This window comes from Pseudomonas sp. GW456-E7 (genome assembly GCF_059424105.1).
Genome location: NZ_JBWKZB010000016.1, coordinates 47,130 through 70,812, shown reverse-complemented (window position 1 = coordinate 70,812; position 23,683 = coordinate 47,130). Strand labels below are relative to the sequence as shown.

General features: G+C 61.0%; 19 protein-coding genes. 9 read left to right on the top strand and 10 right to left on the bottom strand.

Going from position 1 to position 23,683, the window contains the following annotated elements; all coding sequences use genetic code 11:
- The first annotated feature begins 25 nt into the window (after nucleotides 1-25).
- Entirely contained in the window at nucleotides 26-1,339 is a 1,314-nt protein-coding gene (locus tag AC07YV_RS12880; RefSeq protein ID WP_102700643.1) for a leucine-rich repeat-containing protein kinase family protein, read from the top strand.
- Nucleotides 1,340-1,440: 101 nt separating this feature from the next.
- Here AC07YV_RS12880 and AC07YV_RS12875 read toward each other — a convergent pair whose 3' ends face one another.
- Nucleotides 1,441-2,145: a YebC/PmpR family DNA-binding transcriptional regulator gene (locus AC07YV_RS12875; RefSeq protein WP_056854673.1), complete on the bottom strand. Its 705-nt coding sequence runs from the start codon at nucleotides 2,143-2,145 to the stop codon at nucleotides 1,441-1,443.
- 225 nt (nucleotides 2,146-2,370) lie between these two features.
- Between AC07YV_RS12875 and AC07YV_RS12870 the strand changes: the two genes are divergently transcribed.
- The gene (locus AC07YV_RS12870; RefSeq protein ID WP_102700642.1) at nucleotides 2,371-3,780 is read left to right on the top strand and encodes a type VI secretion system Vgr family protein; all 1,410 of its coding nucleotides are present in this window, start codon (nucleotides 2,371-2,373) and stop codon (nucleotides 3,778-3,780) included.
- A 68-nt stretch (nucleotides 3,781-3,848) separates the two neighbouring features.
- Here AC07YV_RS12870 and AC07YV_RS12865 read toward each other — a convergent pair whose 3' ends face one another.
- The gene (locus AC07YV_RS12865; protein WP_102700641.1) at nucleotides 3,849-5,174 is read right to left on the bottom strand and encodes an MFS transporter; all 1,326 of its coding nucleotides are present in this window, start codon (nucleotides 5,172-5,174) and stop codon (nucleotides 3,849-3,851) included.
- Nucleotides 5,175-5,441: 267 nt separating this feature from the next.
- On the opposite strand from AC07YV_RS12865, the gene AC07YV_RS12860 reads away from it, so the two are divergent.
- Entirely contained in the window at nucleotides 5,442-6,314 is an 873-nt protein-coding gene (locus AC07YV_RS12860) for a LysR family transcriptional regulator (protein ID WP_102700640.1), read from the top strand.
- Between the two features lie 94 nt (nucleotides 6,315-6,408).
- Here the strand turns inward: AC07YV_RS12860 and AC07YV_RS12855 are convergent, their stop codons facing one another.
- Nucleotides 6,409-7,272 carry a LysR substrate-binding domain-containing protein gene (locus AC07YV_RS12855; RefSeq protein WP_102700639.1) on the bottom strand — a complete coding sequence of 288 codons (864 nt, stop codon included), beginning with the start codon at nucleotides 7,270-7,272 and terminating at the stop codon, nucleotides 6,409-6,411.
- A gap of 109 nt (nucleotides 7,273-7,381) precedes the next feature.
- Between AC07YV_RS12855 and AC07YV_RS12850 the strand changes: the two genes are divergently transcribed.
- From AC07YV_RS12850 to AC07YV_RS12840, 3 genes are all read left to right on the top strand, one after another.
- The gene (locus tag AC07YV_RS12850; protein ID WP_102700638.1) at nucleotides 7,382-8,491 is read left to right on the top strand and encodes a 2-aminoethylphosphonate--pyruvate transaminase; all 1,110 of its coding nucleotides are present in this window, start codon (nucleotides 7,382-7,384) and stop codon (nucleotides 8,489-8,491) included.
- Between the two features lie 151 nt (nucleotides 8,492-8,642).
- Nucleotides 8,643-9,470 (top strand): phosphonoacetaldehyde hydrolase, encoded by an 828-nt coding sequence (gene phnX, locus AC07YV_RS12845; RefSeq protein WP_102700637.1) that lies wholly within the window; start codon nucleotides 8,643-8,645, stop codon nucleotides 9,468-9,470.
- Between the two features lie 254 nt (nucleotides 9,471-9,724).
- Nucleotides 9,725-10,285 carry a cytochrome b gene (locus tag AC07YV_RS12840; protein ID WP_102700636.1) on the top strand — a complete coding sequence of 187 codons (561 nt, stop codon included), beginning with the start codon at nucleotides 9,725-9,727 and terminating at the stop codon, nucleotides 10,283-10,285.
- Between the two features lie 126 nt (nucleotides 10,286-10,411).
- Here AC07YV_RS12840 and AC07YV_RS12835 read toward each other — a convergent pair whose 3' ends face one another.
- From AC07YV_RS12835 to AC07YV_RS12810, 6 genes are all read right to left on the bottom strand, one after another.
- The gene (locus tag AC07YV_RS12835; protein WP_102700679.1) at nucleotides 10,412-11,338 is read right to left on the bottom strand and encodes a 1-aminocyclopropane-1-carboxylate deaminase/D-cysteine desulfhydrase; all 927 of its coding nucleotides are present in this window, start codon (nucleotides 11,336-11,338) and stop codon (nucleotides 10,412-10,414) included.
- Between the two features lie 186 nt (nucleotides 11,339-11,524).
- Nucleotides 11,525-13,564: an oxidoreductase gene (locus AC07YV_RS12830; protein WP_102700634.1), complete on the bottom strand. Its 2,040-nt coding sequence runs from the start codon at nucleotides 13,562-13,564 to the stop codon at nucleotides 11,525-11,527.
- Between the two features lie 172 nt (nucleotides 13,565-13,736).
- On the bottom strand, nucleotides 13,737-14,528 hold the full coding sequence (locus AC07YV_RS12825) for an enoyl-CoA hydratase/isomerase family protein (RefSeq protein WP_102700633.1): 792 nt from the start codon (nucleotides 14,526-14,528) through the stop codon (nucleotides 13,737-13,739).
- A 98-nt stretch (nucleotides 14,529-14,626) separates the two neighbouring features.
- Complete coding sequence (locus AC07YV_RS12820; protein ID WP_102700632.1) at nucleotides 14,627-15,013, bottom strand: tautomerase family protein; 387 nt, start codon at nucleotides 15,011-15,013, stop codon at nucleotides 14,627-14,629.
- Nucleotides 15,014-15,060: 47 nt separating this feature from the next.
- Nucleotides 15,061-16,518 (bottom strand): coniferyl aldehyde dehydrogenase, encoded by a 1,458-nt coding sequence (locus tag AC07YV_RS12815; protein ID WP_102700631.1) that lies wholly within the window; start codon nucleotides 16,516-16,518, stop codon nucleotides 15,061-15,063.
- 108 nt (nucleotides 16,519-16,626) lie between these two features.
- Nucleotides 16,627-19,002: a crotonase/enoyl-CoA hydratase family protein gene (locus AC07YV_RS12810; protein WP_102700630.1), complete on the bottom strand. Its 2,376-nt coding sequence runs from the start codon at nucleotides 19,000-19,002 to the stop codon at nucleotides 16,627-16,629.
- A gap of 27 nt (nucleotides 19,003-19,029) precedes the next feature.
- Here AC07YV_RS12810 and AC07YV_RS12805 point away from each other — a divergent pair, with 27 nt between their 5' ends.
- Nucleotides 19,030-20,058 (top strand): LysR substrate-binding domain-containing protein, encoded by a 1,029-nt coding sequence (locus tag AC07YV_RS12805; RefSeq protein ID WP_494990304.1) that lies wholly within the window; start codon nucleotides 19,030-19,032, stop codon nucleotides 20,056-20,058.
- A 43-nt stretch (nucleotides 20,059-20,101) separates the two neighbouring features.
- Here the strand turns inward: AC07YV_RS12805 and AC07YV_RS12800 are convergent, their stop codons facing one another.
- Entirely contained in the window at nucleotides 20,102-21,061 is a 960-nt protein-coding gene (locus AC07YV_RS12800) for an AraC family transcriptional regulator (protein WP_494990303.1), read from the bottom strand.
- Between the two features lie 177 nt (nucleotides 21,062-21,238).
- Between AC07YV_RS12800 and AC07YV_RS12795 the strand changes: the two genes are divergently transcribed.
- Together AC07YV_RS12795 and AC07YV_RS12790 are read left to right on the top strand one after the other, a co-directional pair.
- Entirely contained in the window at nucleotides 21,239-22,825 is a 1,587-nt protein-coding gene (locus AC07YV_RS12795) for a GMC family oxidoreductase (RefSeq protein WP_102700628.1), read from the top strand.
- 147 nt (nucleotides 22,826-22,972) lie between these two features.
- On the top strand, nucleotides 22,973-23,632 hold the full coding sequence (locus AC07YV_RS12790) for a MarC family protein (protein WP_102700627.1): 660 nt from the start codon (nucleotides 22,973-22,975) through the stop codon (nucleotides 23,630-23,632).
- The last annotated feature ends 51 nt before the right edge of the window (nucleotides 23,633-23,683 follow it).

Here is a 23,683-nt window from a genome sequence, read left to right as displayed (position 1 = left end):
CCCTTGGCTAATGGCGAATCTGTTCATGCATACCCTTGCTCAATTGCGTGCCGGCGAGTTGTCAGGCATCACGCGGCTGGATCTGGTCGACGACCTCACGGAATTCCCTCGGGAAATTTTCGATCTGGCGGACTCGCTGGAAGTACTCAACCTCAGCGGCAATGCCTTGAGCGCCCTGCCGGAAGACTTGCATCGCCTGACCCGTCTGCGCGTGCTGTTCTGCTCCGATAACCGTTTCACCGAGTTGCCGGCCTGCCTGGGCCAATGCGCCGCACTGACGATGATCGGCTTCAAAGCCAACCGCATCGCCCATGTGCCCGCTGCGGCACTGCCCCCGCTGCTGCGCTGGCTGATCCTGACCGACAACTGCATCGAGACGCTGCCGAGTGAGTTGGGAGAGCGCCCATATCTGCAAAAGCTCATGCTCGCCGGCAACCGATTGCACGCGCTGCCGGAGTCGTTGCGTCAGTGCCATCGGCTGGAGCTGATCCGCATCGCCGCCAACCAGTTGACCGAGTTGCCGCAATGGTTGCTGGAATTGCCGAGCCTGACCTGGCTGGCGTACGCCGGTAACCCGCTGGAAACCGAAGCCGACGCCGCGGCCCTCGACGCGACACCGCGCATTGAATGGTCGGCATTGCGCCTGGAAAAAAAGCTCGGCGAAGGGGCGTCCGGGGTGATCCATCAGGCGGTCTGGCAACCGGCTGAGCAGCCGCCCATGGCCGTTGCGGTGAAGCTCTACAAGGGCGAAATGACCAGCGATGGTTCACCGCTGCACGAGATGAACGCCTGCATCACCGCCGGCCTGCACCCGAACCTGATCCGCGTCGAAGGGCGGATTATCGATCACCCGCAGCAAACCGCCGGGCTGGTGATGCAACTGATCGCACCGTGTTACCGCAACCTCGCCGGACTGCCGAGCCTGGCGTCGTGCAGCCGTGACATCTACCCCGACGACTTGCGCTTCAGTGCGACCGTGGCGCTGCGCATTGCCTCGGGCATTGCCTCGGTGGCCGAACACCTGCACAGCCATGGCATCACCCACGGCGACCTCTACGGGCACAATATCCTGTGGAATGAGCAGGGAGATTGCTTGCTGGGGGACTTTGGCGCGGCGTCGTTCCATGCGACTTCCGACACCTTGGAAAGCCGTGCCTTGCAGCGGATCGAAGTGCGGGCGTTCGGGGTGTTGCTGGGGGAATTGCTGGCGCGGATCGACTCGGGGTTGAGCGATGAACGGCGTGGGGTGCTGGAAGATCTGGAGCGGCGTTGCTGTCAGCCGCAGGTGCTGGCGCGGCCGGGGTTTAGCGAAGTCGTGGAGCAACTGAAAAATCTGTGACCGCTGCGCGGTCATTCGCGAGCAAGCCCGCTCCCACAGGGACAGCGCTAAACCTGTGGGAGCGGGCTTGCTCGCGATGACGGTGTCACTGGCGAATCAGATCAACCCGCCAACCCGACAAACATGTCCTGCACGTCGTCATGGTTATCGAGGCCTTCGAGGAAGGCTTCAACTTCCGCCATCTGCTCGTCGCTCAGGCCGCTGACCGGGTTTTTCGGCTGGTAGCCCAGTTTGGCCGACAGCACGGTGAAGCCTTGTTCCGGCAGGGCTTTCTGTACCGCGTCGAGGTCGGTCGGTTCGGTCAGGAACAGGGTTGCACCCTCTTCACCCGGTTCGAAATCCTGCGCACCGGCTTCGATGGCGGCCATTTCCGGGTCGGCGTCCGGGGTGTCCGGCGACGCTTCGATCATGCCGACATGGTTGAAGTCCCAGGCTACCGAACCGGAAGCGCCCAGTTGGCCCTTGCGGAACGCCACGCGGATCTCGGCAACGGTGCGGTTGATGTTGTCGGTCACGCACTCGACGATCAACGGCACCTGATGCGGGGCGAACCCTTCATAAGTCACGCGATGGTACTGCACGGTCTCGCCCAAGAGGCCCGCGCCCTTCTTGATGGCGCGATCCAGTGTTTCCTTGGGCATCGAAGCTTTCTTGGCCTGTTCAACCACCAGACGCAAGTGTGCGTTGGTAGCAGTATCAGCGCCGTTGCGCGCAGCGATGGTGATTTCCTTCACCAGTTTGCCGAAGATCTTGCCCTTGGCATTGGCTGCCGCTTCTTTGTGTTTAACCTTCCACTGTGCGCCCATTTCTCACTCTCTTATCTGTGGCATCTGTGGCGCCGAGACATCTATTGGCCGACGCTTTGCACAAGTTTATACGGCCTAAAGTTGGCAATCGACCAAAAAATCCCGACTGGCATCGACATCTTCACCAGCGGTTGTAGGGCGATTCGGAAATGTCGCTTTACCGTACCCGCAATGCGCCGGGGTTTCGTACGCTTTGCACCCTACTTCACGGCGGTAGCGTGTTAGATGCACAACGACAAGGAAAGTCCCACCACCCTGACGCTTCTCGATGACGACCTGAGTTTCCAGGTGGTCCGGTTCAGCGGTCATGACGCACTCAACCAGCCCTATCGATTTGACATCGAGGTTATCGGGCTGGCACCGGCCCTGAACCTTGAACGATTACTGCACCAGCCGGCGTTTCTCGAGTTTGGCCACGACCAAGGCATACATGGCGTGCTGCACAGCGCCGGGTGTGAACATCGAAGCGCACACCGGGTCGCTTACAAACTGGTGCTGGTGTCCCGTCTCCAGGCGCTGGAGCAGCGACGCCGCCGACGGGTTTTCCAGCGCGCCAGCGTGCCCATGATCCTGCACCAGCTGCTCGAGGAACATGGGTTGCCCGCCAGCAGCTATCGCTTTGAACTGGCAACCGGGCACTATCCCGTGCGACCTTTTTGCATTCAGTACGAAGAAACCGACCTGGCGTTGTTGCACCGACTGTGCGAGGAAGAAGGCATCCACTACCACTTCGAGCATCAACGCGACGGCCATGTGCTGGTATTGGCCGATGACAGCCTGAGTTTCCCCCAGGAGCCGCTGCTCATGTCGCTGCGCAGCGACGCAGTCGACGATCACGAACCCGTGATCAGCGAACTGTTCCAGCGCCATGATGCCTCGCTCCCCCCTGTGCGCCAGGGTGCGAGCAATCCTGGTGCAGCGGACATCAGCGACGGCGCAGCCAATCACTCGTTCACCACGGCCAGACCGGTTCTCGCTCGCGAACAACAACATCGCGACCAGCTCAGCCGGCGACAACTGGAACGCCTGCGGTGCCGGCACCTGCAGATCCACGGTCAAAGCAACCTGGGCGCATTACGCAGCGGACGGATCGTGCAGGTGGCCGGGCATCCGTTGGCGAGTTTCAATGATCAATGGCTGGTGACCGAAACAAGCCATCAGGGGGGGCAGCCATCAATTCTGCTCGACGACTCAGCGGGCATGGCCCTGGGTTACCGCAATCAATTCAGCGCCATCCCCTGGTCGACGGTGTTCAGGCCCGCGCTTAAACAACCCAGGCCGAGCATTCCCGGGTATCAGCCCGGCCAGGTGTGCGGCCCGGTCGGACAGCCGCCGACAGTGGACGAGGATGGCCGGATTCGGGTGAACCTCTGGCCCGCCACAGATTCCGCCACAGAGTCGTTGTCCAGCGGCCTGTGGTTGCCCTTGGCGCTGACCACCGCCGAGGACTGGATCGATCCCTCCCGCTTGCCCGTGGCGGGCAGTGAGGTACAGGTGATTTTCCTCGACAGTGACCCGGATCGCCCGGTGCTCTGTACGGCGCTGGGCCCTCGGCCACGACCTCTGAACCCACAGTCCCGTGAACCCCGGGGCGATACCCGCCTGCTGTTCGACTGGCTGCTCCACCGTCCATGAGCATGATCGCGGTCCACAGCCCGGTGTAACCGCCGCCGATGATGCACATCGGCGACGAGGAACAGGATTCAGGTACGCAGGGGTTTGATGTTCATCGCCCGGTTGGGCACGCAGGGATGGTTGGTTTTCAGGCCGTTGGGGCGGCTGTTCCAGTGCGGGATCAGCACCAGCGCCGAGAACAGCGCGCAGCCGGCGAAGACAATGAACACGGTGACCGAGTCGAAGTAACCCGGCAGCAATCCGCCGAGCACCGCCCCGACGGAACCGCAACCGTTGACGAACCCGGCCGCCGTCGCACCGGCCTTGGCCGTGCCGAAATCGATCGCCGCCGCGCCGCTGATCATCGAGTCCGGCCCGTAGAGGGTCAGGCCCATGACGAACAAGAGCGCCACCACCAGGACCACACTGCCGGTATGCAGGGCGCCCATGAACAATGCCAGGGTCACGGTGAGTGCCAACAGACTGAGTACGCAAGCCGGCATGCGCCGGGCGCCGAACAGTTTGTCCGAGGCCAGGCCGATCATGATCGGCCCGAGCAGCCCGGCCAGCTCGAACGAGGTCGGAATGATCGCCGCACCGACCTTGCCCACCGAAGGCATCTGTTCGAAGACGATCACCGGTCCCCACAGCAGAATCGCGTAGCGCGCCGGTTTCAGCATGAAGTACGCCAGCCCCAGCACCAGTACCGTGCGGTTGCGCAGGATTTCCTTGAGTGGCTCCCAGATACTGATTTTGCTTTGGGCAAGGGTTTCTTCAGCGGTCAGCTCTGGCTCCGGCTCCACCGCCGGCAAGCCGACGTCTTCAGGTTTGTTGCGCTGGAAAATAAAAAACAGCACGGCGACCAGCCCAACCACCGCCGCACTGGAAATGAACGCCGCATGCCAGGTGCCGATGAGCGTATACGCCCACCAGCCGGCAAACGGCGAGGCCACGAGCCCGCCAAAGGCGTAGCAGGAACTCCACAGGCCCAATACCCGACCGCGCTGTTCGGAGGGAAAGAAACTGCCCAGGTTCTTGCACAATCCCGACCAGCCGGTGGACTGCGCCAGGCCTTGTATCAGCATGCAGGTAGCAAAAATCGGTAACGTTGCAAAATTGCCCATCACCAGCGCCGCACCCGCGGAAATCAGCAACCCGCCGAGCACCACCACCCGCGGCCCGAAGCGGTCGGCCAGGATGCCCCAGGTGAACTGCCCCACGGCGTAGGCCGTCAGGTAGATGGCATCGAGGTTGGCCATGGCCATTTTGTCGAGCATGAAGGTCGGGTCTTCGGCGATGCCGAGTTTGGCCACCGAGAAGGCTTTGCGGGTGAAGTAGAAAGCGGCGTAGGCGAGCCAGGTGATCGCGAAGATCTGCACGCGCCAACGCTTGATGGTGCCGATGTGCTGGTTCATTGTGGTTCTGACCTCAGGGTGTGAGTGTGCCGGCAGAATTGGAAGCAAACGCCTGTTTTTTTATTGTTGAGCACTGCGATATCGCCCTGTCCCTACGGCGGATACCGGTCAGATGAGTCCTGTTTCGCACGCCCAGGCTCATGGCACCCGCTGCGGTTCGACTGACCGGTCAGCGGGGCTGAGAGTGATAAAAACAATTACTGTTTAATAAGTGAAATCGATTTATCGTATTTCCAAAATAAGCTTTGCTTGTTACTGGAGATATCGATGTCGGTTTCCCACGCCCAACTCAAAGCGTTCCATGCCGTTGCGGTACATGGAAGCTTTACCAAAGCCGCCGAGCGGCTATTTCTGACGCAGCCGGCGATTTCCGACCAAGTGCGCAAACTTGAAGAGCGCTACGGTGTTTTGCTGTTTCACCGCAACAAGCGTTCGGTGCGCCTGACCGATCTGGGCGAACGCCTGCTGAGCGTTACCCAGCGGCTTTTTGTGATTGAAGCCGAAGCCCAGGAACTGCTGCAGGAGTCCCAGGCCCTGCAGACCGGCAGCCTGATTCTGGCGGTGGATGCGCCGGTGCACGTGCTGCCGCAGATTGCCCGATTCTGCGAACGCTACCCCGGCATCAGCGTGAAGATCGAAACCGGCAACACCGATGAGTCGCTGTTTCGACTGTTCAACTATCAGGCCGACCTGGCGTTGCTGGGCCGTGACGTCAGTGACGAACGCCTGATCTCCCTGCCCCTGCGCAATGACCCGATGGTGGCGTTCGTGTCGCGCAATCATCCGTGGGCCGACCGTGAATCCATCACCCTCGCCGACCTCGATGACACACCGCTGGTACTGCGGGAAATCGGTTCGGTGACGCGCCAGACCCTAGAGGAGGAAATGGCCGGCGCCGGGTTCCGCATTCGTCCGGCGATCCAGGTTGAAGGCCGGGAAGCGGCGCGTGAAGCGGTGGTGGTCGGGATTGGCATCGGCGTGGTGTCGGCGGCCGAGTTCGGCGCCGACTCACGGGTTTGCTCATTGCCGATTACCGATTGCAAACGGCGGCTGACTGAAACGCTGGTGTGCTTGCGCGAGCAGAGTTCGCGGCGAATCGTGGCGACGTTTCTTGAGATGGTTCGCGAGAGTCTTGTGTAGGCAGGACCGGCCCCTTCGCGAGCAAGCCCGCTCCCACAGGGGAATGCATTCCAAATGTGGGAGCGGGCTTGCTCGCGAATGCAGGCGGCGCGGTCTACCTGACTGACGCCAACCCCAAAAAAGCCTGAATCAACCGCAAATCCCGGCGCCGCTCCATGCACCCGATCATGTGCCGGTTCACCAACCCCTCGCCAATGATCGGCACCGCCGCCACTCGCGGGTCGTGGCTGACTTCCACCGACGACACCACCCCTACCCCCAGTTCGGCGGCCACCGCCTCGGTCACCGCTTCGCGGCTGTCCAGTTCCAGCAGCACCCGTGGATTGACCATGGCCTGGGCGCAAGCCTCATCGAAGGTGCGCCGGGTAATCGAACTCGGTTCGCGCAGCACCATGATCACCTGATCCAGTTCCTTGAGCTGCACGCCTTTGGTCTTCTGCGCCCAAGGGTGCCCGTCGGGCACCAGCGCACAAATCCGTGATTCGTTCAGCGCCTGCAAATGCAAGCCCTTGCGCGGCTCGACTTCGGTCAGCACCGCCACGTCGGCATGTTCGGACAGCAGCGCCGCCAGGGTTTCCTGGGCGTTGCCCAGGCGCAGGTTCACCGTGATCCCCGGATAGCGCGCGCGCAGGCTGGCGAGCATCGGCATGACCATGTGCGGACCGTCCGCCGCCACCTCCAGGCGCCCCGTCAGCAATTGCCGGTTGGCTTCGAGCATCACCTGCGCCTCTTCGGCCAGGCCGAACATCGCCCGGGTGATCGCCGCCAACTTGGTGCCCTCCTCCGTCAGTTCCACCCGTCGGGCGGTGCGGCGCAACAGGGTGATCTGATAGTGCTCTTCCAGCGCCTTGATGTGCCCGGTGACCGCCGGCTGGCTGATGAACAGCCGCGCCGCCGCCCGGGTAAAGCTGCCCTCCCGGGCCACCGCATCGAAGGCGCGGAGCTGAAACAGGTTCATGAATAACCCTCACTGATGACTGGCATAACAACAAACAATTTGATTGATAGCACGGCAAATTGCAATTTAAGCCCCGTAGCTTCACCCCATCGATTGCGAGGACACGAAAATGAGTGCTGCCGAACCCATCCTGCTCACCCCCGGCCCGTTGACCACTTCGGCCCGCACCCGTCAGGCGATGATGATCGACTGGGGCTCATGGGATGACCGCTTCAATCAACTGACCGCCAGCCTCTGCGAGCAATTGCTGGCGATCGTCAACGGCGCCGCCACCCACCACTGCGTGCCCTTGCAAGGCAGTGGCACCTTCGCCGTCGAGGCAGCGATCGGCACCCTGGTGCCTCGCGATGGCAAGGTTCTGGTACTGATCAACGGCGCCTACGGCAAACGCCTGGCGAAAATCTGCGAAGTGCTGGGCCGTTCCTTCAGCACCTTCGAGACCGCCGAAGACGAACCGACCACCGCCGCCGACGTCGACCGCCTGCTGCGCGCCGACGACGGCATCACCCACGTCGCCCTGATTCACTGCGAAACCAGCACCGGCATCCTCAATCCGCTGCCGGAGATCGCCCAGGTCGTTGCACAACACGGCAAGCGCCTGATCATCGACGCCATGAGTTCCTTCGGTGCCTTGCCGGTGGACGCGCAACAAGTGCCGTTCGACGCCCTGATCGCCGCCTCGGGCAAATGCCTGGAAGGCGTGCCTGGCATGGGCTTCGTCTTCGCTCGCAAAGAATCCCTGGCCAGCGCCGCCGGCAACTCGCATTCGCTGGCGATGGACCTGCAGGACCAGCACGCCTACATGGCCAAGACCGGCCAGTGGCGCTTCACCCCGCCGACCCACGTGGTCGCGGCGCTGCACGAAGCCCTGCTGCAATACAACGAAGAAGGCGGCTTGCCGGCCCGGCACGAACGCTACGCCGCCAACTGCCAGGCACTCATGGAAGAGATGGGCAACCTGGGGTTGCGCAGCTTCCTGCCGGCGGCCATTCAGGCGCCCATCATCGCCACCTTCCACGCCCCGAAAGATCCTCGCTACCAGTTCAAGGAATTCTACGAGCGGGTCAAGGCCAAGGGTTACATCCTCTACCCCGGCAAACTGACCCAGGTCGAAACCTTCCGCGTCGGCTGCATCGGGCATGTGCAACCGGACGAGATGCGCCAAGCCGTGGCCGCGATTGGCGAAGTGTTGCGCGAGATGGAAGTGCTGGAGATCTAAATCACACCGCATTCCCCTGTGGGAGCGGGCTTGCTCGCGAAGACGGACTGACATTCAACATGGATGTCGGCTGACACACCGCTTTCGCGAGCAAGCCCGCTCCCACCCAAAGCTGCTCTTCATCCGCCAGTTTCCAAGGAATTTGATCACCATGAACTACTCCAACCCTAGCAAACTCCAGGCCGCCATCCTCGACTGGGCCGGCACCGTGGTCGACTTCGGCTCTTTCGCCCCGACGCAGATTTTCGTCGAGGCGTTCGCCGAGTTCGACGTCCAGGTGTCCATCGAAGAAGCCCGTGGCCCGATGGGCATGGGCAAGTGGGACCACATCCGCACCCTGTGCGATCTGCCGGAAGTTGCCGAGCGTTATCGCAAAGTCTTCGGCCGCACGCCGACCGACGACGACGTCACCGCGATCTACCAGCGTTTCATGCCGCTGCAGATCGAAAAAATCGCCGAACACTCGGCGCTGATTCCGGGCGCTCTGGAGACCATCGCCAACCTGCGCGAGCAAGGGATCAAGATCGGCTCCTGCTCCGGCTATCCGAAACAGGTCATGGACAAGGTGGTCGAACTGGCTGCCACCAACGGCTATGTGGCCGATCACGTGGTCGCCACCGACGAAGTCCCGAATGGCCGCCCATGGCCGGCCCAGGCGCTGGCCAACGTCATCGCCCTGGGCATTGACGATGTCGCCGCGTGCGTGAAGATCGATGACACCGTGCCGGGCATTCTCGAAGGTCGCCGCGCCGGCATGTGGACCGTGGCGCTGATCTGCTCGGGCAACGCCCTGGGCCTGGATTACGAAGGTTATCGCGCGTTGGGCAGCGACCAACTGGACAGCGAGCGCAAGCGCATCCATGGGATGTTCGAAGATTCGCGCCCGCACTACATGATCGACACCATCACCGATCTGCCGCAGGTGATCGCTGACATCAACAAGCGCCTGGCCAACGGCGAAATGCCGCAATCGAGCTAAAAACCGCACCGCCCTTGTAGGAGCTGCCGCAGGCTGCGATCTTTTGATTTTCGGCGTCATTGGGGACCTGAAGATCAAAAGATCGCAGCCTGCGGCAGCTCCTACAGGGGCCGATGTGTTTTTGCCGTCAATTACCTGATCCAGAGCAACGAGCAATCGATCACCTCAGGCAAACCCGGTGAAACAGGATTACAGTTAAGGCACACCGTCGGACAAGAGCGGTGGCTTTAAACCGGACCTCTGAGGAACACCGTATGCCGTGGAAAAACTCCGAGTCGCGCTACAGCACCGTATCGATCACGCTGCATTGGTTGATGCTGGTCCTGCTGGCGTTGGTTTATGCCTGTATCGAGTTTCGCGGGTTCTTTCCCAAGGGCAGTGGCGGGCGCACGCTGATCGTCGAATCACACTTCATGCTCGGCCTGACCGTATTCGTCCTGGTCTGGCTGCGATTGTTCGCACGCAGTCTCGGCCCGGCGCCGCAGGTCTTCCCCGCTTCGCCGCCGTGGCAAACGACGCTGGCCAGGCTGATGCACTGGGCGCTGTACATTTTCATGATCGTTACGCCGATTCTCGGCTGGCTGGTCACCAGCGCCAAAGGCAACCAGGTGATGTTCTACGGTTTCGACCTGCCGATGCCGATCGCGGAAAACAAGGACCTGGCCAAACAACTCCAGGAATGGCACGAGCTCGGCGGCACTATCGGCTATTGGCTGATCGGCCTGCATGCCGTGGCCGCGCTGTATCACCATTATGTGGTGGGCGATAACACCTTGCTGCGGATGATGCCCAAAGGCGAAACCCGCGATAGCTGAACTTGACGGCAACCCGAGATGTGGGAGCGAGCTTGCTCGCGATGGCGGTATGTCAGTCGACAAATGTGCTGAATGCAATGCCCTCATCGCGAGCAAGCTCGCTCCCACATTGATCTGCGGTGCGTTTCAGGTTTGTGAATCAAACCCTCGCCGCCCCTGCAAGCCGCCGGTGTGGATGAAGATCAGTCGTGTACCTTGGGCGAATCGGCCCGCTTCGACTTGTTGCTTGAGTGCCAGCAGCGCTTTGCCGGTATACAGCGGTTCCAGGGGTATGCCGCTGGCCTGCCCGGTCTTTTCGATGAACTCAAGCAGCAGCGGATCGACCTTCGCGAAGCCGCCGCGACTGGCCTCAAACAGCTCATACGCCGCATCGACCACTCCCGCCTCCTGCACGATCCGCTCGACCTGCTGCGCCACCCCATGATCGTCAGGCACCGCCAGCGCCCCGTAAACCGGATGATCACCGGCTTCGGCCAGCACCAGCCCCGCGAGGGTCGTGCCGGTTCCGCAGGCCAGCCACCAGCCGTCGTAATCACTCCAGCCTGATCCAGTCAGTTGCGCACAAACCTGCGCCCGCAACTGCATGCACCCTCGTGCGCCGGGTAATCCGCCTCCACCTTCAGGCACCGGATGCAATGTCGGATACTGCGTTTGCCATGGCTGCCAAAAACCGGCCTCGTGTCGCGCCCGATAGCCGCCGTAACCCAGCCAGTGCAACTGCATGCCAAATGCCTGCAAATCCCTCACGGTCGGCGTTTCCTGAGGATGCCCACGCAACAGGCCGACGGTGGCAAAGCCGAAACGCTGGCCCGCCGCCGCCAACGCGTGGAGGTGATTGGAGTGCGCGCCACCGAGACTGATGATGCCTTCGGCCCCCGCGCGGTCGGCGATCTTCAGGTGTTCGATGAGCTTGAACCATTTGTTGCCGCTGATCAGCGGGTCGATCCGGTCCAGACGCAGGATCGCCACTTCGATACCGGCGTGGGTGAGCCAGTCGAGTTGAAGGGGTTCGAGGGGAGCCTGGGGTAGCCAGGTATCGGGAGGGAGAAGCATCAATGCCGGCTCTGGGTGAAGAGCCGGCATGTTATCACCTGGTTTGTGGCGAGGGAGCTTGCTCCCGCTCGCCTGCGCAGCAGGCGCAAACCCGGAACACTCGATACTTCTGATGTACCGGACCTACCGATTTGGGGCCGCTTCGCGGCCCAGCGGGAGCAAGCTCCCTCGCCACAGACCTGTCTGTTACAACTGCGCCGCCAACCGCGAACCCTGATTGATCGCCCGCTTGGCATCCAGCTCTGCCGCGACGTCCGCGCCACCGATCAGGTGCACGCTCTGCCCCGCCGCCACCAGGCTTTCATGCAATTCACGCAGCGGGTCCTGCCCGGCGCAAATCACGATGTTGTCCACTGGCAGCACCTGCGGCTCGCCGGTTTCGCCGATGCGGATGTGCAGACCTTCGTCGTCGATCTTCAGGTATTCAACGCTGTTGAGCATCTGCACCTGCTTGTTCTTCAGACCCGTGCGATGGATCCAGCCGGTGGTCTTGCCCAGGCCGTCGCCGACCTTGGACTTCTTGCGTTGCAGCAGGAACACCTCGCGGGCCGGCGCATGAGGTGCGGCCTTGATACCGGCGACACCACCGCGTGCCTCAAGGTGCGTATCGATGCCCCACTCCTTCCAGAACGCGGCGCGATCCTGACTGGTGGCGACACCTTCATGAACGAGGAACTCGGAAACGTCGAAACCAATACCACCGGCACCAATCACCGCAACACGCTTGCCGACCGGTTTGCGCTCCAGGATCACATCCAGGTAGCTCAGCACCTTGGCGTTTTCCACGCCAGGAATGGCCGGCACGCGCGGCGCAATGCCGGTGGCCAGGATGATCTCGTCGTAGCCGCCTTCGACCAGCTGTGCCGCGTCGACGCGGGTGTTCAGGCACACCTCGACATTGGTGGTCTGCAGCTTGCGGTTGAAGTAGCGAATAGTCTCAAAGAACTCTTCCTTGCCCGGAACGCGCTTGGCGATGTTGAACTGACCGCCGATTTCGCTGGCCGAATCGAACAGCGTCACCTGATGGCCACGCTCGGCCGCCACGGTCGCGGCGGACAAACCGGCAGGGCCGGCACCGACCACGGCGATTTTTTTCGGTTGCTGCACGGGCAGGTAATTGAGTTCGGTTTCGTGGCAGGCACGCGGGTTGACCAGGCAACTGGTCAGCTTGCCGCCGAAGGTGTGATCGAGGCAGGCCTGGTTGCAGCCGATGCAGGTGTTGATTTCATCGGCACGACCTTCAGCGGCCTTGTTGACGAAATCCGGATCGGCGAGGAATGGCCGCGCCATGGACACCATGTCAGCATCGCCCTCGGCCAGGATTTGCTCGGCGACTTCCGGCGTGTTGATGCGATTGGTGGTGATCAGCGGAATATTCACCGAACCCCGCAGCTTGGCAGTGACCTTGCTGAACGCCGCACGCGGCACTTTGGTGGCGATGGTCGGAATCCGCGCTTCGTGCCAGCCGATACCGGTGTTGATGATGGTCGCGCCGGCCTGCTCGATGGCCTTGGCCAGTTGAACGATCTCTTCCCAAGTGCTGCCGCCTTCGACCAGGTCGAGCATCGACAGACGGAAAATGATGATGAAGTTCGGGCCGACCGCTTCACGCACGCGGCGAACGATTTCCACCGGCAGGCGCATGCGGTTTTCATAGCTGCCACCCCAGCGGTCGGTACGGTGGTTGGTGTGGGCGGCGAGGAACTGGTTAATGAAATAACCTTCGGAGCCCATGATTTCCACACCGTCGTACTCGGCGGTTTGCGCCAGTACCGAGCAGGTGACGAAATCGCTGATCTGCTTCTCGATGCCTTCCTCGTCCAGCTCCTTGGGCTTGAACGGGTTGATCGGCGCTTGAATGGCGCTGGGTGCAACCTGTTTCGGGCTGTAGGCATAACGACCGGCGTGGAGGATCTGCATGCAGATTTTACCGCCCGCGTCATGAACGGCACGGGTGACGATACGGTGCTTGAGCGCCTCTTCTTCGGTCGTCAGCTTGGCCGCACCGGAATACACGCCACCTTCGTCGTTCGGGCCGATACCGCCGGTGACCATCAGGCCGACACCACCACGGGCACGTTCGGCAAAGTACGCCGCCATGCGTTCGAAACCACCCGGTTTCTCCTCAAGGCCCGTGTGCATCGAACCCATCAGGGTGCGATTGCGCAGCGTGGTGAAACCCAGGTCCAGCGGAGCCAACAGGTGCGGGTATTGAGCGGCGGTCATCGGTAACTCCACATCGATCGATCACGGAAAGTGCAGGAGCTCTACGGCCCCCGTCAGTCATGTTCGACAGACTAAGAGTCGCGACGCGGCTGCTCAATGACCGTAACTGACAACTTAATGATCGAAATGTGCAGCAACAGGGGGTGACCGGGAGTGGCCACCCCTCATAAGGTCAATTCCCCGTAAATACCGGCTTGCGCTTTTCGAAGAAGGCGCGTGCACCTTCAGCCTGATCCTTGCTCGCCGCGCAGTGCAGGAAAGCCTTGCGCTCTACACGCAGTCCTTCGTCCAGTGTCCTCTCGTCGGCGCCTAGGATACAGCGCAGTACACCGTCCACGGCCAGTGGCGCCTTCTCAGCCAGTTCCTGCGCCAGCGCCATCGCTGCTGCCTTGAGTTCGGCGACGGGATGAACGGAACGCACCAGCCCCATGCGCAAGGCCTCGTGACCGTCAATCCTGCGGGCACGCAACACCATATCGAGCGCGTTGTCACGACCAATGCAGCGAGTCAGACGCACCGAACCGCCCCATGCCGGCACGGTTCCCAGATCCATCTCGGGCAGACCTATCTGCGTGCCAGTATCGGCGGCAAGACGGAAATGGCAGGCCAGGGGCAATTCGAGCCCGCCGCCCAGGCAGTAGCCGAACATAGTGGCAACCGACGGCTTGCCCAGGGACTCGATGCGCGCCAGAACACGTAGGCGCTGGTCAAGCACGGTGTCCCAACCACCGCGGGCTGGAACCTCGCGCATCGCCTCCTTGAGGTCCATGCCAACGGAGAAATTGGCCTCGCCTTCCCCCGTGAAAAGCAGGGCACGTACACTTGAATCGGTGGCGGCCTCTTCAACCGCCGCTTCCAGAGCGTCGATGAAAGCGAAGCTCATTCGGTTGATCGGTGCGTCATTGATGCTGATGGACATAACGGCGCCGTGACGCGTGATCAACAGGGGGTTTTCGTTGGACATGATGAGTGCTTCCTTTTTTTTGTAAGGGGCGCCTACGACGGTCGCAAAATTATCGGCCGTCAAAAAATGCGCAAATGTTTTCGTCGCAGAGAAGCGTGTCATGCACCTTCAGGGGGCTGTTCCGGTTCCGGGAAAATATGACCGCCTTCCATGGCCCATGAAGCGGGAATGTCGACCACTGCCACGACCACTGCATTCGCATCGGCCCCGGTGACGGCCATGTAAACGTCGGTGATTGCGCGCAGGATGGCGTGGCGCGTCGCCTGTGATCGTCCTGCACGTATTTGGCCGCGAATTATCGCGGGGGTCGCGACTTGGCCGGCGGTGAATGCGCTTCCCGCTTCAAGCTCCTTGAACAGCACGTGCACATAGCTGGCCGGCGCGCCCGTCTCCTGGGTGTGAATGGATGTGATGGACTCGGCCAGCGATTGGCGTTGACGCTCGTTGAGCGTTCCCTTGACGGTCTGGCATTCATAGAGGGGCATGGAAAACTCCTTTGAAGACGTTATGCAACAGTCAGGTACACAGGGCTTCAGCCCTTCAACTTGATGATCAGTTCGATCAGCTTGTTGGGCTTGAGCGGTCCCTTGTCGTAGGGCGGCAGCATCATCCTGGTGGCGGCGAAGAAGCCCTGGCGATAGACGGGGCGCATTTTGGAAAAGGTCTGAAAACCTTCGTAACCGTGGTAATGGCCCATACCGCTGGCGCCGACGCCGCCGAAGGGCATGTCGTGCTGAGACACGTGCAGCAGCGCGGTGTTGATGCATACGCCGCCCGACATGATGTGGGTCACATAGTAGTCCTGCAGGGCGCGGTCCCTGGTGAAGGGATACAGCGCCAGTGGCCTGTCGTGCTTGTTGACATAACCGGCCACTTCTTCGCGAGTGGTATAGGTCTTGACCGGCAGCAGCGGGCCGAAGATCTCGCGCTGCATGATGACCATGTCGTCGCTGACGTCGAACACCAGGGTCAGCGGGAACTTGCGCAGGGTCTTGTCCGGCGTCTGCTCGGGGAAAAGATTGACCACTCGCGCGCCCTTGGCCACAGCATCATCCAGCGTGGCCTGCATGCGGTCATAGGCGCGCTGGTCGATCATGGACGTGTAATCGGCATGATTGATATCGGGGTAGCGCTCAGCTATTACCCGCTGGGCTTCGCGTTCAAAGTCCGCCTCGGAGCCGGCGGGAATGAAGACATAGTCGACGTTGGTGCAGATCTGGCCCGCGTTGAAGGCCTTGCTCCACATGATGCGATCGACGGCCAGGGTCATCGGGAAATCCGGCGCGACCACGGCGGGTGATTTTCCGCCCAACTCCAGCGTCACCGGGGTCAGGTTGCGCGCAGCATTCGCCATCACGGCGCGGCCGGTCTGACCCGAGCCCGTGAAGAAGAGATGGTCGAAGGAGATCGAGGAAAAAGCCGGGCCCACCGAGCCATTGGCGCCGCTGTCTTCGAAGAACTGAAGCTGTTGCGGCGGGAAATATTTCGGTGAGATGGACATCAGAAGACGCGTCAGATTGTTCGAGTTTTCCGACATCTTGACCATCGCCCGGTTGCCGGCGGCGAAGATGGCGGTGAGTGGCCCGAACGACAGCAGCAGCGGAAAGTTCCAGGGTACGATCACGCCGACCACGCCCAGCGGCTGGGGAATGACACGGTTGCTGGAGGTGGGGTAGACCATCAGATCGATGTGGCGCTTCTGCGGTTTCACCCACTTCTTCAGGTGCTTGATGGTGGACTTGATATCTCCCAGCACGACGAAAAACTCGGCGAACAGCGTCTCGAAAGTGGAGCGGTTGCCGTAATCCTGGTTGATCGCTTCGATCAGTGCCTGGCGGTTGTCTTTCAGCATCCGCGCCAACTTCTTGAGGTCTTCCACGCGCTGGGCATAGCTGCGCTCGGGCGTGGCGAGGTAGGCGGCGCGTTGGTGCTCGAAGCAGGATTGCATGGCGGGGGGAACGATGGGCTGGGCAATATTCAGGGCACTCATGCCGAGTTCCTTGTGTAGTGATTGAAAGGCGGCAAATGGGTTTGGCTACGCTTGTCGCGCAGCCGCCCCCCTTCTATTGCAAAGGATTCAATGCATCCGGTGTGGCGCTCACGCGTCCTTGAAGTTCGGCGCTCGTTTTTCCAGGAAGGCCGCAGCGCCTTCCTTGAAGTCTTCTGCACCGGTCAACCGGGCGACTTCACTGAGCAGTGTTGCAAGCGCCGCCTCCGGGCCTTTTTCACGGGCCAGGCGCACCGACGCAAGCGCTGCTTTAACCCCGGACGGTGAGTTCTGCGCAATCAGCCGTGCGAATTCGAAAGCGCGCGTCATCAGCTGGCTCTGCGGTACGACTTCTTGCACCAGCCCCATCCGGCAAGCGGACTGAGCATCGAACTCCTCCGCCGTCAGGATGTAGCGAAGCGCGTTACCGAGACCGATTTTTGCCGGCAAGAACACGGTGGCCCCCCCGAACGGGAACAACCCGACTGCCACCTCGCGTTGAATGAACGTGACATCGTGCGCGGCGATAACAATGTCCGCCGCTGCCGCCAGCTCCACCCCCAGGTTCATGCACTTGCCATGAACAGCGAGTACCACCGGTTTGCTCCGGCGGCGAACGGCCGGGTCGATTTCGAGCATATCCACCAGCGATGGATCGCCGATACGCAACTCTCCCCGCGCGGCGAGAGGCGCAGTGCTGACGATGTCCATGCCCGAAGTGAAGACCAGGCCATTGGCATGCAACACCGCACAACGCAGGCTTGGATCGTCTTCGTAGATCGCCATGGCCTTGGCCAGGCCGATGAACATGTCGCGGTCGAAGGCATTCATCTTGCGCGGACGGTCCAGGCAGATCGACAGCACATTACCGTGGCGTGTGACTACGACCCGATCCTCAAGGCGGTCGCCGGACGCGGCATGGGTTTCGCGTTTTTCGCGCTCGCGCAGTACCAGGATCCGCCGCAGGATTTTCCCTGCCGGGTTCTTCGGAATGGCGTCGATGAACTCGATGTCGCGCAGTTTCTTGTAGGGGGTTACACGCTGTGCGACAAAGTCGATCAGTTCGGCTTCTGTCACAGGTGAGCGCAGCACAACGAAGGCTTTGGGCACCTCACCGGATTCGGTGTCAGGGCTGGGCACGACGCCGGCATCCGCCACCGCCGGGTGCATCAACAACACACTTTCGAGTTCGACCGGGCTGATCTGGAAGCCTTTGAACTTGATGAACTCTTTGGCACGGTCGATGATTCGCAGATTGCCGTGCTCATCGATCCGGCCTACATCTCCGGTCCGCAACCAGCCCTGCGCATCGATCGTTTCGGCGGTGGCCGCCGGATTGTTGAAGTAGCCGAGCATCACATTGGGACCGCGTATCAGCAGCTCCCCATCCGCACCTGGCGCCACGTCTTGGCTGCCGCCGATTTCCACGACCCGCACCTCAATGCCATGCATCACCCGGCCGACCGAACCTTCGGCCTCTTTCGGCATGCCCGGCTCGGAAACAGCGCCGGTGGTGGTGGATTCGGTAAGGCCCCAGCCGTTGAGCACCGGTACTTTCAATCGATCGGCGGCGCTCTTCAGCAGGTCAGCACTGATGGGCGAGGCGCCGGAGATGGCCAGGCGCAGGCTCGACAGGTCGAAGTGATCGACCAATGGATGCTTGGCAAACTGCAACACAACGGGTGCAACGACCGGAGCGACAGTGATTTTGTAATCCTGAATCACGCGCAAAGTCACTTCCAGATCGAGCGCGGGCAGCACGATCAAGCGCGCTCCTTGAGAAAGTGCCGAGCCTATGAAGCTGGTCTGTCCATAGATATGGAAGAACGGCAGCGCCGCCAGGATGGTGTCGGACTTGCGGAAAACCTGGGCGGCGGTCACCTGCTCGGTCGCCGCGACGTAGTTGCGATTGCTGAGCATCACCGCCTTGGGGAAGCCGCTGGTGCCACTGGAGAACATCAGGGCCAACAGGTCTTTTTGCAGATCACGGCAGCGCTCTTCGGCCAGAGGCTTGCCCACCAGCAACGAGGCAAACGGCGTGAGGCCCGCAGACTCACCCAGCACGATAATTTCTTTCAACTCCAACGTGATCAAGGTGTCACGCAGCCGTTCGAAGACTTGCGGGGTGACGATCACACGCGTGGCCCCCACCAGCTTGAGGAGTTCTCGCACGTCCTCCGGCGAGGACATGGGATTGAGTGTGGAGTACACGCCGCCGGCGAAGGCTATACCGTACAGAGCCACCGGGAACCAGATGCTGTTCGGCGCGATGATGGCGGTGACCTCCCCTGGCTCCAGACCGCGCTCTATCAGGTTGCCGGCCAGTACACGCACATGCCGGGACAGTTCGGCATAGGTCAGTTGTTCACCGCTCAGCCCGTCGATCAGCGCAGGGTTGTCTGCGTAGCGTTGGATTCGCTCCAGGAATAGCCCGGTGAAGGACCCGACAGGCACTTCCAATGGCCTTTGCAACAGAAATGAATTCATGTTTTTACCCCGCTCGTGGTATTGGTCGTGGCGTGTTCCGGGGCGCATAGGTGCGCCTCGGATCATCGATCTCGTGAACAACAGTACGAGCGGGGTCGTGAGCTCGACAAACGACATTGGTTTTACTTGGATGACAAAATGTCACGCGAAAAGAAGATCCTCATCCCGGCAGAAAGCGTGCGACAACTGCCTGCGCTCAATGCTTTTGAAGCCGCTGCGCGGCTGGGCTCCTTTCAAGAGGCCGCGACGTTCCTGCACCTGACGCCTTCGGCAATCAGTCACCAGGTTCGAAGGCTGGAAGGCGTATTGGGTGTGGCGCTTTTTGTTCGACGCAATCGGCAAATCGAATTGACCGAAAGCGGTCGCAAGCTGCAGCTGCACGTCAGCCGGGGGTTGGCGGAGATCTCTATCGGGCTTCAGGCGGTCAAGCAAGCCAGTGATACCAGCCCTTTACGCATCAGTGTGGCGCCCAGTTTCGCGGCGACCTACCTGAGTGCGGGCATGGCGCAGTTCGAACGTGAGAACCCGGATATCACCGTGCATATGGAGTTTTCATCCAGAGTGGCCGATCTGGAAGCCCGCGAGCTGGACATCGCCATTCGCCACACCACGCAAACCCGATTCAACGTATTTTCGGAAAAACTGGCGGATGTCTCCGGTGCGCCTGTCTGTGCACCGCAAATAGCGGCAAGACTCGTTGCCGGGGAGCGCATCGAAAGTATCCCTCGCATTGCGCTAGCCCAGGCGCCTGGCGTCTGGACACTTTGGAATCAAGCCGCCGGACGCATGGATATCCCGCCACAGCGTGAGCTGCTTTTTGAAAGCCTGAGTGATGGCCTGCAGGCGGCCATCGACGGACACGGATTGATGATGGCTCCGCTGGGGCTGATCGAAAAGCACCTGAAGACAGGCCAATTGGTCCTGCCTTTCAAGGAGAAGCTGGAGCGCGTGTCGGCTTACCGCCTGCTGTGTCTCAATGGCAATGAGATGTCTCCCAAAGTCTTGCGGCTGCGGCGCTGGCTGAAGGCTGTGATTCGCAATAGCGGTGACGGTTGAGATTTCTCCAGCCAGCAGGATCCGCGCGAAGATCGATAAAGCTTCATTCGAACAACTGACGGCGCCTGGCGCCCGGTGACATGGAAAACCAGCGCTGGCAAGCGCGATTGAACACGCTCTGTTCGCTATAGCCGAGCAGACCGGCAACCTGGGACATCGGCATGTGCCGCTCCGCCAGATAGTGGTCGGCACGGTCACGCCGCAGGCTCTCGACTATTTCATCGAAGCTTCGCCCCTGCTCGGCCAGCCTTCGCTGCAACATACGCACGTGCATGCCCAGTTGCTCGGCAATCAATGGCAAACGGCAACGCTGTATCGGCATCATGCGCAACACCAGGCGCTCGACCTGACTGACAACATCCGACGTCGCTTGCAAGTCGAACTGCTGGAAATACTGCTCCAGAGCGCGATGCAGGTAGGGGGCCTGCTGTTCAATCCGCTGATTGAGTTGTTCGTCACGAAGTACCAGGGCGTTGCAGGATTGCCCGGTGCACACCGCGGTTTTGAAATAGCGCCGGTAACGTGCCTGAGCCACTGAGTGATTGGCGGAAAACAGAACCGCCTGGGCAACGAAGTTGTCGCCATACAGCAACTTCATGCCGTTATGCGCCACCCCCATTGCCAGCTCCACCATTTGCCGTCGCGGGGTCGGTCCGGACAGGCGGATGTCGATCAACAGGCGCGGCGCGTGGTTCTCGCTCAGGTCCAGATCAAGCTGGATGCCCGGGCTGTGGTAGCCAATAAAACGGATGATTTGCTCCAGCGCCTCCCCCGCCGTTGCGCACGTTCGAGCGATGACCGCAATCGGCCCCAGGACGTGCAAGTCCTGGTACTCGGCCATGCGCAGGCCAAAATCAGGGCAATCGAGCTCTCGGGCGGCAAACTCCAGCAGCCCGACCAGCGAACGCAACGGTATCCGTGCTTCCTCGTCCATCAGCACGTCCGGATGGATGCGGAAGCGCTCGAGCATGAGGTCGGCCTGCCCGCCAAGCTGGCTTGCCACCTCACGGAATCCGGTCAACGAGCTTGTTCTGATCAATGTAGTCATGTCGTCAAAGATCAAATAATTGGCATGAGAGGTCAATAATTTTCTAACGCCTTCAGCCAACAATCGGTCCCAGGTACCTTTGTTGCTTCCTGGTGAAGCAGCCCCTGTTCGCTCGCTCGGGATCATTGTGTGATGGAATTCGACTACGTAATCATTGGTGCCGGTTCAGCCGGCTGTGTCCTGGCCAACCGCTTGAGTGCAAATCCCGATATCACGGTCTGTTTGCTGGAGGCCGGTCCGGAAGACCGCTCGCCATTGATCCATGCCCCGGTGGGCGTCGCGGCGATCCTGCCGAGCCGACACGTCAACTGGGCATTTCACACAGTACCGCAGCCCGGCTTGAACGGCCGTCGCGGCTACCAGCCACGCGGCAAGGTACTGGGCGGAAGCAGCTCGATCAACGGCATGGTGTATATCCGCGGCCACCACAGTGACTTCGACGATTGGCAGGCGCTGGGCAATCCCGGCTGGTCGTTCGCCGAGGTACTGCCGTACTTTCGCAAGAGTGAAATGAGCCACCGCGGCGCGTGCGACTATCACGGGGCGCAGGGCGAACTCTATGTCGGCAAAAACCCGATGCATCCCGTCACGCAAGCTTTCATCGAGGCGGGACAGATGGCCGGACACCGCCACAATCCCGACTTCAATGGCGTCGACCAGGAAGGCGTCGGCCAGTTCGATGTGACGATCCGCGACGGTCGGCGCTGGAGCACGGCCACCGCGTTCCTCAAACCGGTTCGACACCTGCGCAAGAACCTCACGGTGCTGACGTCGGCCGCGGCCGAACGCATTGTGCTCGAAGGCAAAAAAGCCGTCGGTGTCGAGCTGCGCCTCAAGGGCAATCGCCAGACCATCAAAGCACGCCGGGAGGTCCTGCTGAGTGCCGGTTGTTTCGGCAGCCCACAATTGCTGATGCTCTCGGGGATTGGCCCGCAAGAGGAACTCAAGCCCCAAGGCATCACGGTGCAGCACGAACTGCCCGGTGTCGGGCAAAACCTGCAGGACCATCCGGATGTCGTGCTCAGCTACAGGAGCCAGGATACGTCATTGATGGGTGTCTCACTGCGCGGCAGTGTGAAGATGGGCAAGGCATTGATCGACTATGCCCGTCATCGGCGCGGCCCTTTTGTGAGCAACTTCGCCGAAGGTGGCGGCTTCCTGAAAACCGATGCCAAACTTGCACGCCCGGATATCCAGCTGCATTCGGTGATCGCGATGATCGACGACCACAACCGCAAGCTGCACTGGGGTCACGGCTTCAGTTGCCACGTCTGCGTGTTACGGCCCAAGAGCACCGGCAGCGTCGGCCTGCAATCAAACGACCCGAGCGCCCCACCGCGCATCGACCCGAACATTCTCGGGCATGACGAAGATGTCGAGACCCTGCTCACGGGCTACCGCATGACCCGGAACATCATTCAACAAGCGCCGATGGCGCGTTATGGCTTGAAGGATATGTTCAGCGAGGGCTTGTACGGCGATGAACAGCTGATCGAGCTGTTGCGCCAGCGTACCGACACCATTTATCACCCGGTCGGTACCTGCAAGATGGGCAACGACGAGCGTGCGGTGGTGGACAGCCAATTGCGCGTGCATGGCATCGAGGGGCTGCGGGTGGTGGATGCCTCGATCATGCCGACGCTGGTGGGCGGCAACACCAACGCCGCTTCAATCATGATCGCCGAACGCGCGGCGGACTGGGTGTCCGCCAGTAGGTGATCCTGCCGTCGAATCGACCTTCGGCGTTGCTGCCGGAGGTCAGCGGTATCGGTACACAGGTTCCGAACAGTGCGGCAGTGGTTTGAGGTGATTTGTTCCTGATCAGCTAAGGTAACTTGGTCAACCACCCGTTTGGGCAGACCATCCATGAACACCTACTTCACCCTGTTCTTCGGCATGTTCACTACCCTGCTGGCAATCATCAACCCACTGGAGGCCATTCCGGTATTCCTGGGTCTGCTGCAGGGCAAAGACTCTGTCGAACAGCGCCGTGTTGCACGCAAAGCCTGTCTTTACGCATTGCTGTTGATGTTTTTCTTTTTGATCTTCGGCAACCTGCTGCTGCGTTTGTTTGAAGTTCCGCTGAGTATGATTCGAGTGGTCGGCGGGGTGATCCTGATGCGAATCGGGTTCGAGCTTTTTGCGCCCTCGCCCGACAGCAGCCTGATTCCAAGCGGTGGCAAAGGCGACGAGGACGTATCTTTCATCCCCATGGCCATGCCGATCATGTTCGGCCCCGGCGCCATTGCCACGGTGATTGGCCTGACGAGCACCATCAAGGACTCCGACCGCGCCGTACTGTCCTTCGCCGTCGTGGCGCTGGCGATCTGCGCCACCATGCTGGTCACTTACCTCTCGTTGGCCTACGCCAACAACATTCTCAAGAAGATTGGCCCGCAAGGCATCGATGCCGCGACCCGCATCGTCGGTTTCTTCGTTTCGGCGATGGGCGTGGGTCTGATCTTTCACGGGACGGTGGAGTTTCTGCAGTCCTATGGGGTGCTACTCAACGGTGTAGCGAAGTAGGACTGAAAGCTCTCCCGAAAAAAACGGGCGCCTGTTGGGGCGCCCTTTTTT

Coding starts and splice junctions, on each gene's coding strand:
- AC07YV_RS12840 (WP_102700636.1), top strand. CDS start 9,725: ATGCCGTGGAAAAACTCCGAGTCGCGCTACAGCACCGTATCGATCACG.
- AC07YV_RS12815 (WP_102700631.1), bottom strand. CDS start 16,518: ATGAGTGCCCTGAATATTGCCCAGCCCATCGTTCCCCCCGCCATGCAA.
- AC07YV_RS12865 (WP_102700641.1), bottom strand. CDS start 5,174: ATGAACCAGCACATCGGCACCATCAAGCGTTGGCGCGTGCAGATCTTC.
- AC07YV_RS12810 (WP_102700630.1), bottom strand. CDS start 19,002: ATGAATTCATTTCTGTTGCAAAGGCCATTGGAAGTGCCTGTCGGGTCC.
- AC07YV_RS12790 (WP_102700627.1), top strand. CDS start 22,973: ATGAACACCTACTTCACCCTGTTCTTCGGCATGTTCACTACCCTGCTG.
- AC07YV_RS12795 (WP_102700628.1), top strand. CDS start 21,239: ATGGAATTCGACTACGTAATCATTGGTGCCGGTTCAGCCGGCTGTGTC.
- AC07YV_RS12850 (WP_102700638.1), top strand. CDS start 7,382: ATGAGTGCTGCCGAACCCATCCTGCTCACCCCCGGCCCGTTGACCACT.
- AC07YV_RS12870 (WP_102700642.1), top strand. CDS start 2,371: ATGCACAACGACAAGGAAAGTCCCACCACCCTGACGCTTCTCGATGAC.
- AC07YV_RS12860 (WP_102700640.1), top strand. CDS start 5,442: ATGTCGGTTTCCCACGCCCAACTCAAAGCGTTCCATGCCGTTGCGGTA.
- AC07YV_RS12825 (WP_102700633.1), bottom strand. CDS start 14,528: ATGTCCAACGAAAACCCCCTGTTGATCACGCGTCACGGCGCCGTTATG.
- AC07YV_RS12835 (WP_102700679.1), bottom strand. CDS start 11,338: ATGCTTCTCCCTCCCGATACCTGGCTACCCCAGGCTCCCCTCGAACCC.
- AC07YV_RS12820 (WP_102700632.1), bottom strand. CDS start 15,013: ATGCCCCTCTATGAATGCCAGACCGTCAAGGGAACGCTCAACGAGCGT.
- AC07YV_RS12880 (WP_102700643.1), top strand. CDS start 26: ATGCATACCCTTGCTCAATTGCGTGCCGGCGAGTTGTCAGGCATCACG.
- AC07YV_RS12875 (WP_056854673.1), bottom strand. CDS start 2,145: ATGGGCGCACAGTGGAAGGTTAAACACAAAGAAGCGGCAGCCAATGCC.
- phnX (WP_102700637.1), top strand. CDS start 8,643: ATGAACTACTCCAACCCTAGCAAACTCCAGGCCGCCATCCTCGACTGG.
- AC07YV_RS12855 (WP_102700639.1), bottom strand. CDS start 7,272: ATGAACCTGTTTCAGCTCCGCGCCTTCGATGCGGTGGCCCGGGAGGGC.
- AC07YV_RS12830 (WP_102700634.1), bottom strand. CDS start 13,564: ATGACCGCCGCTCAATACCCGCACCTGTTGGCTCCGCTGGACCTGGGT.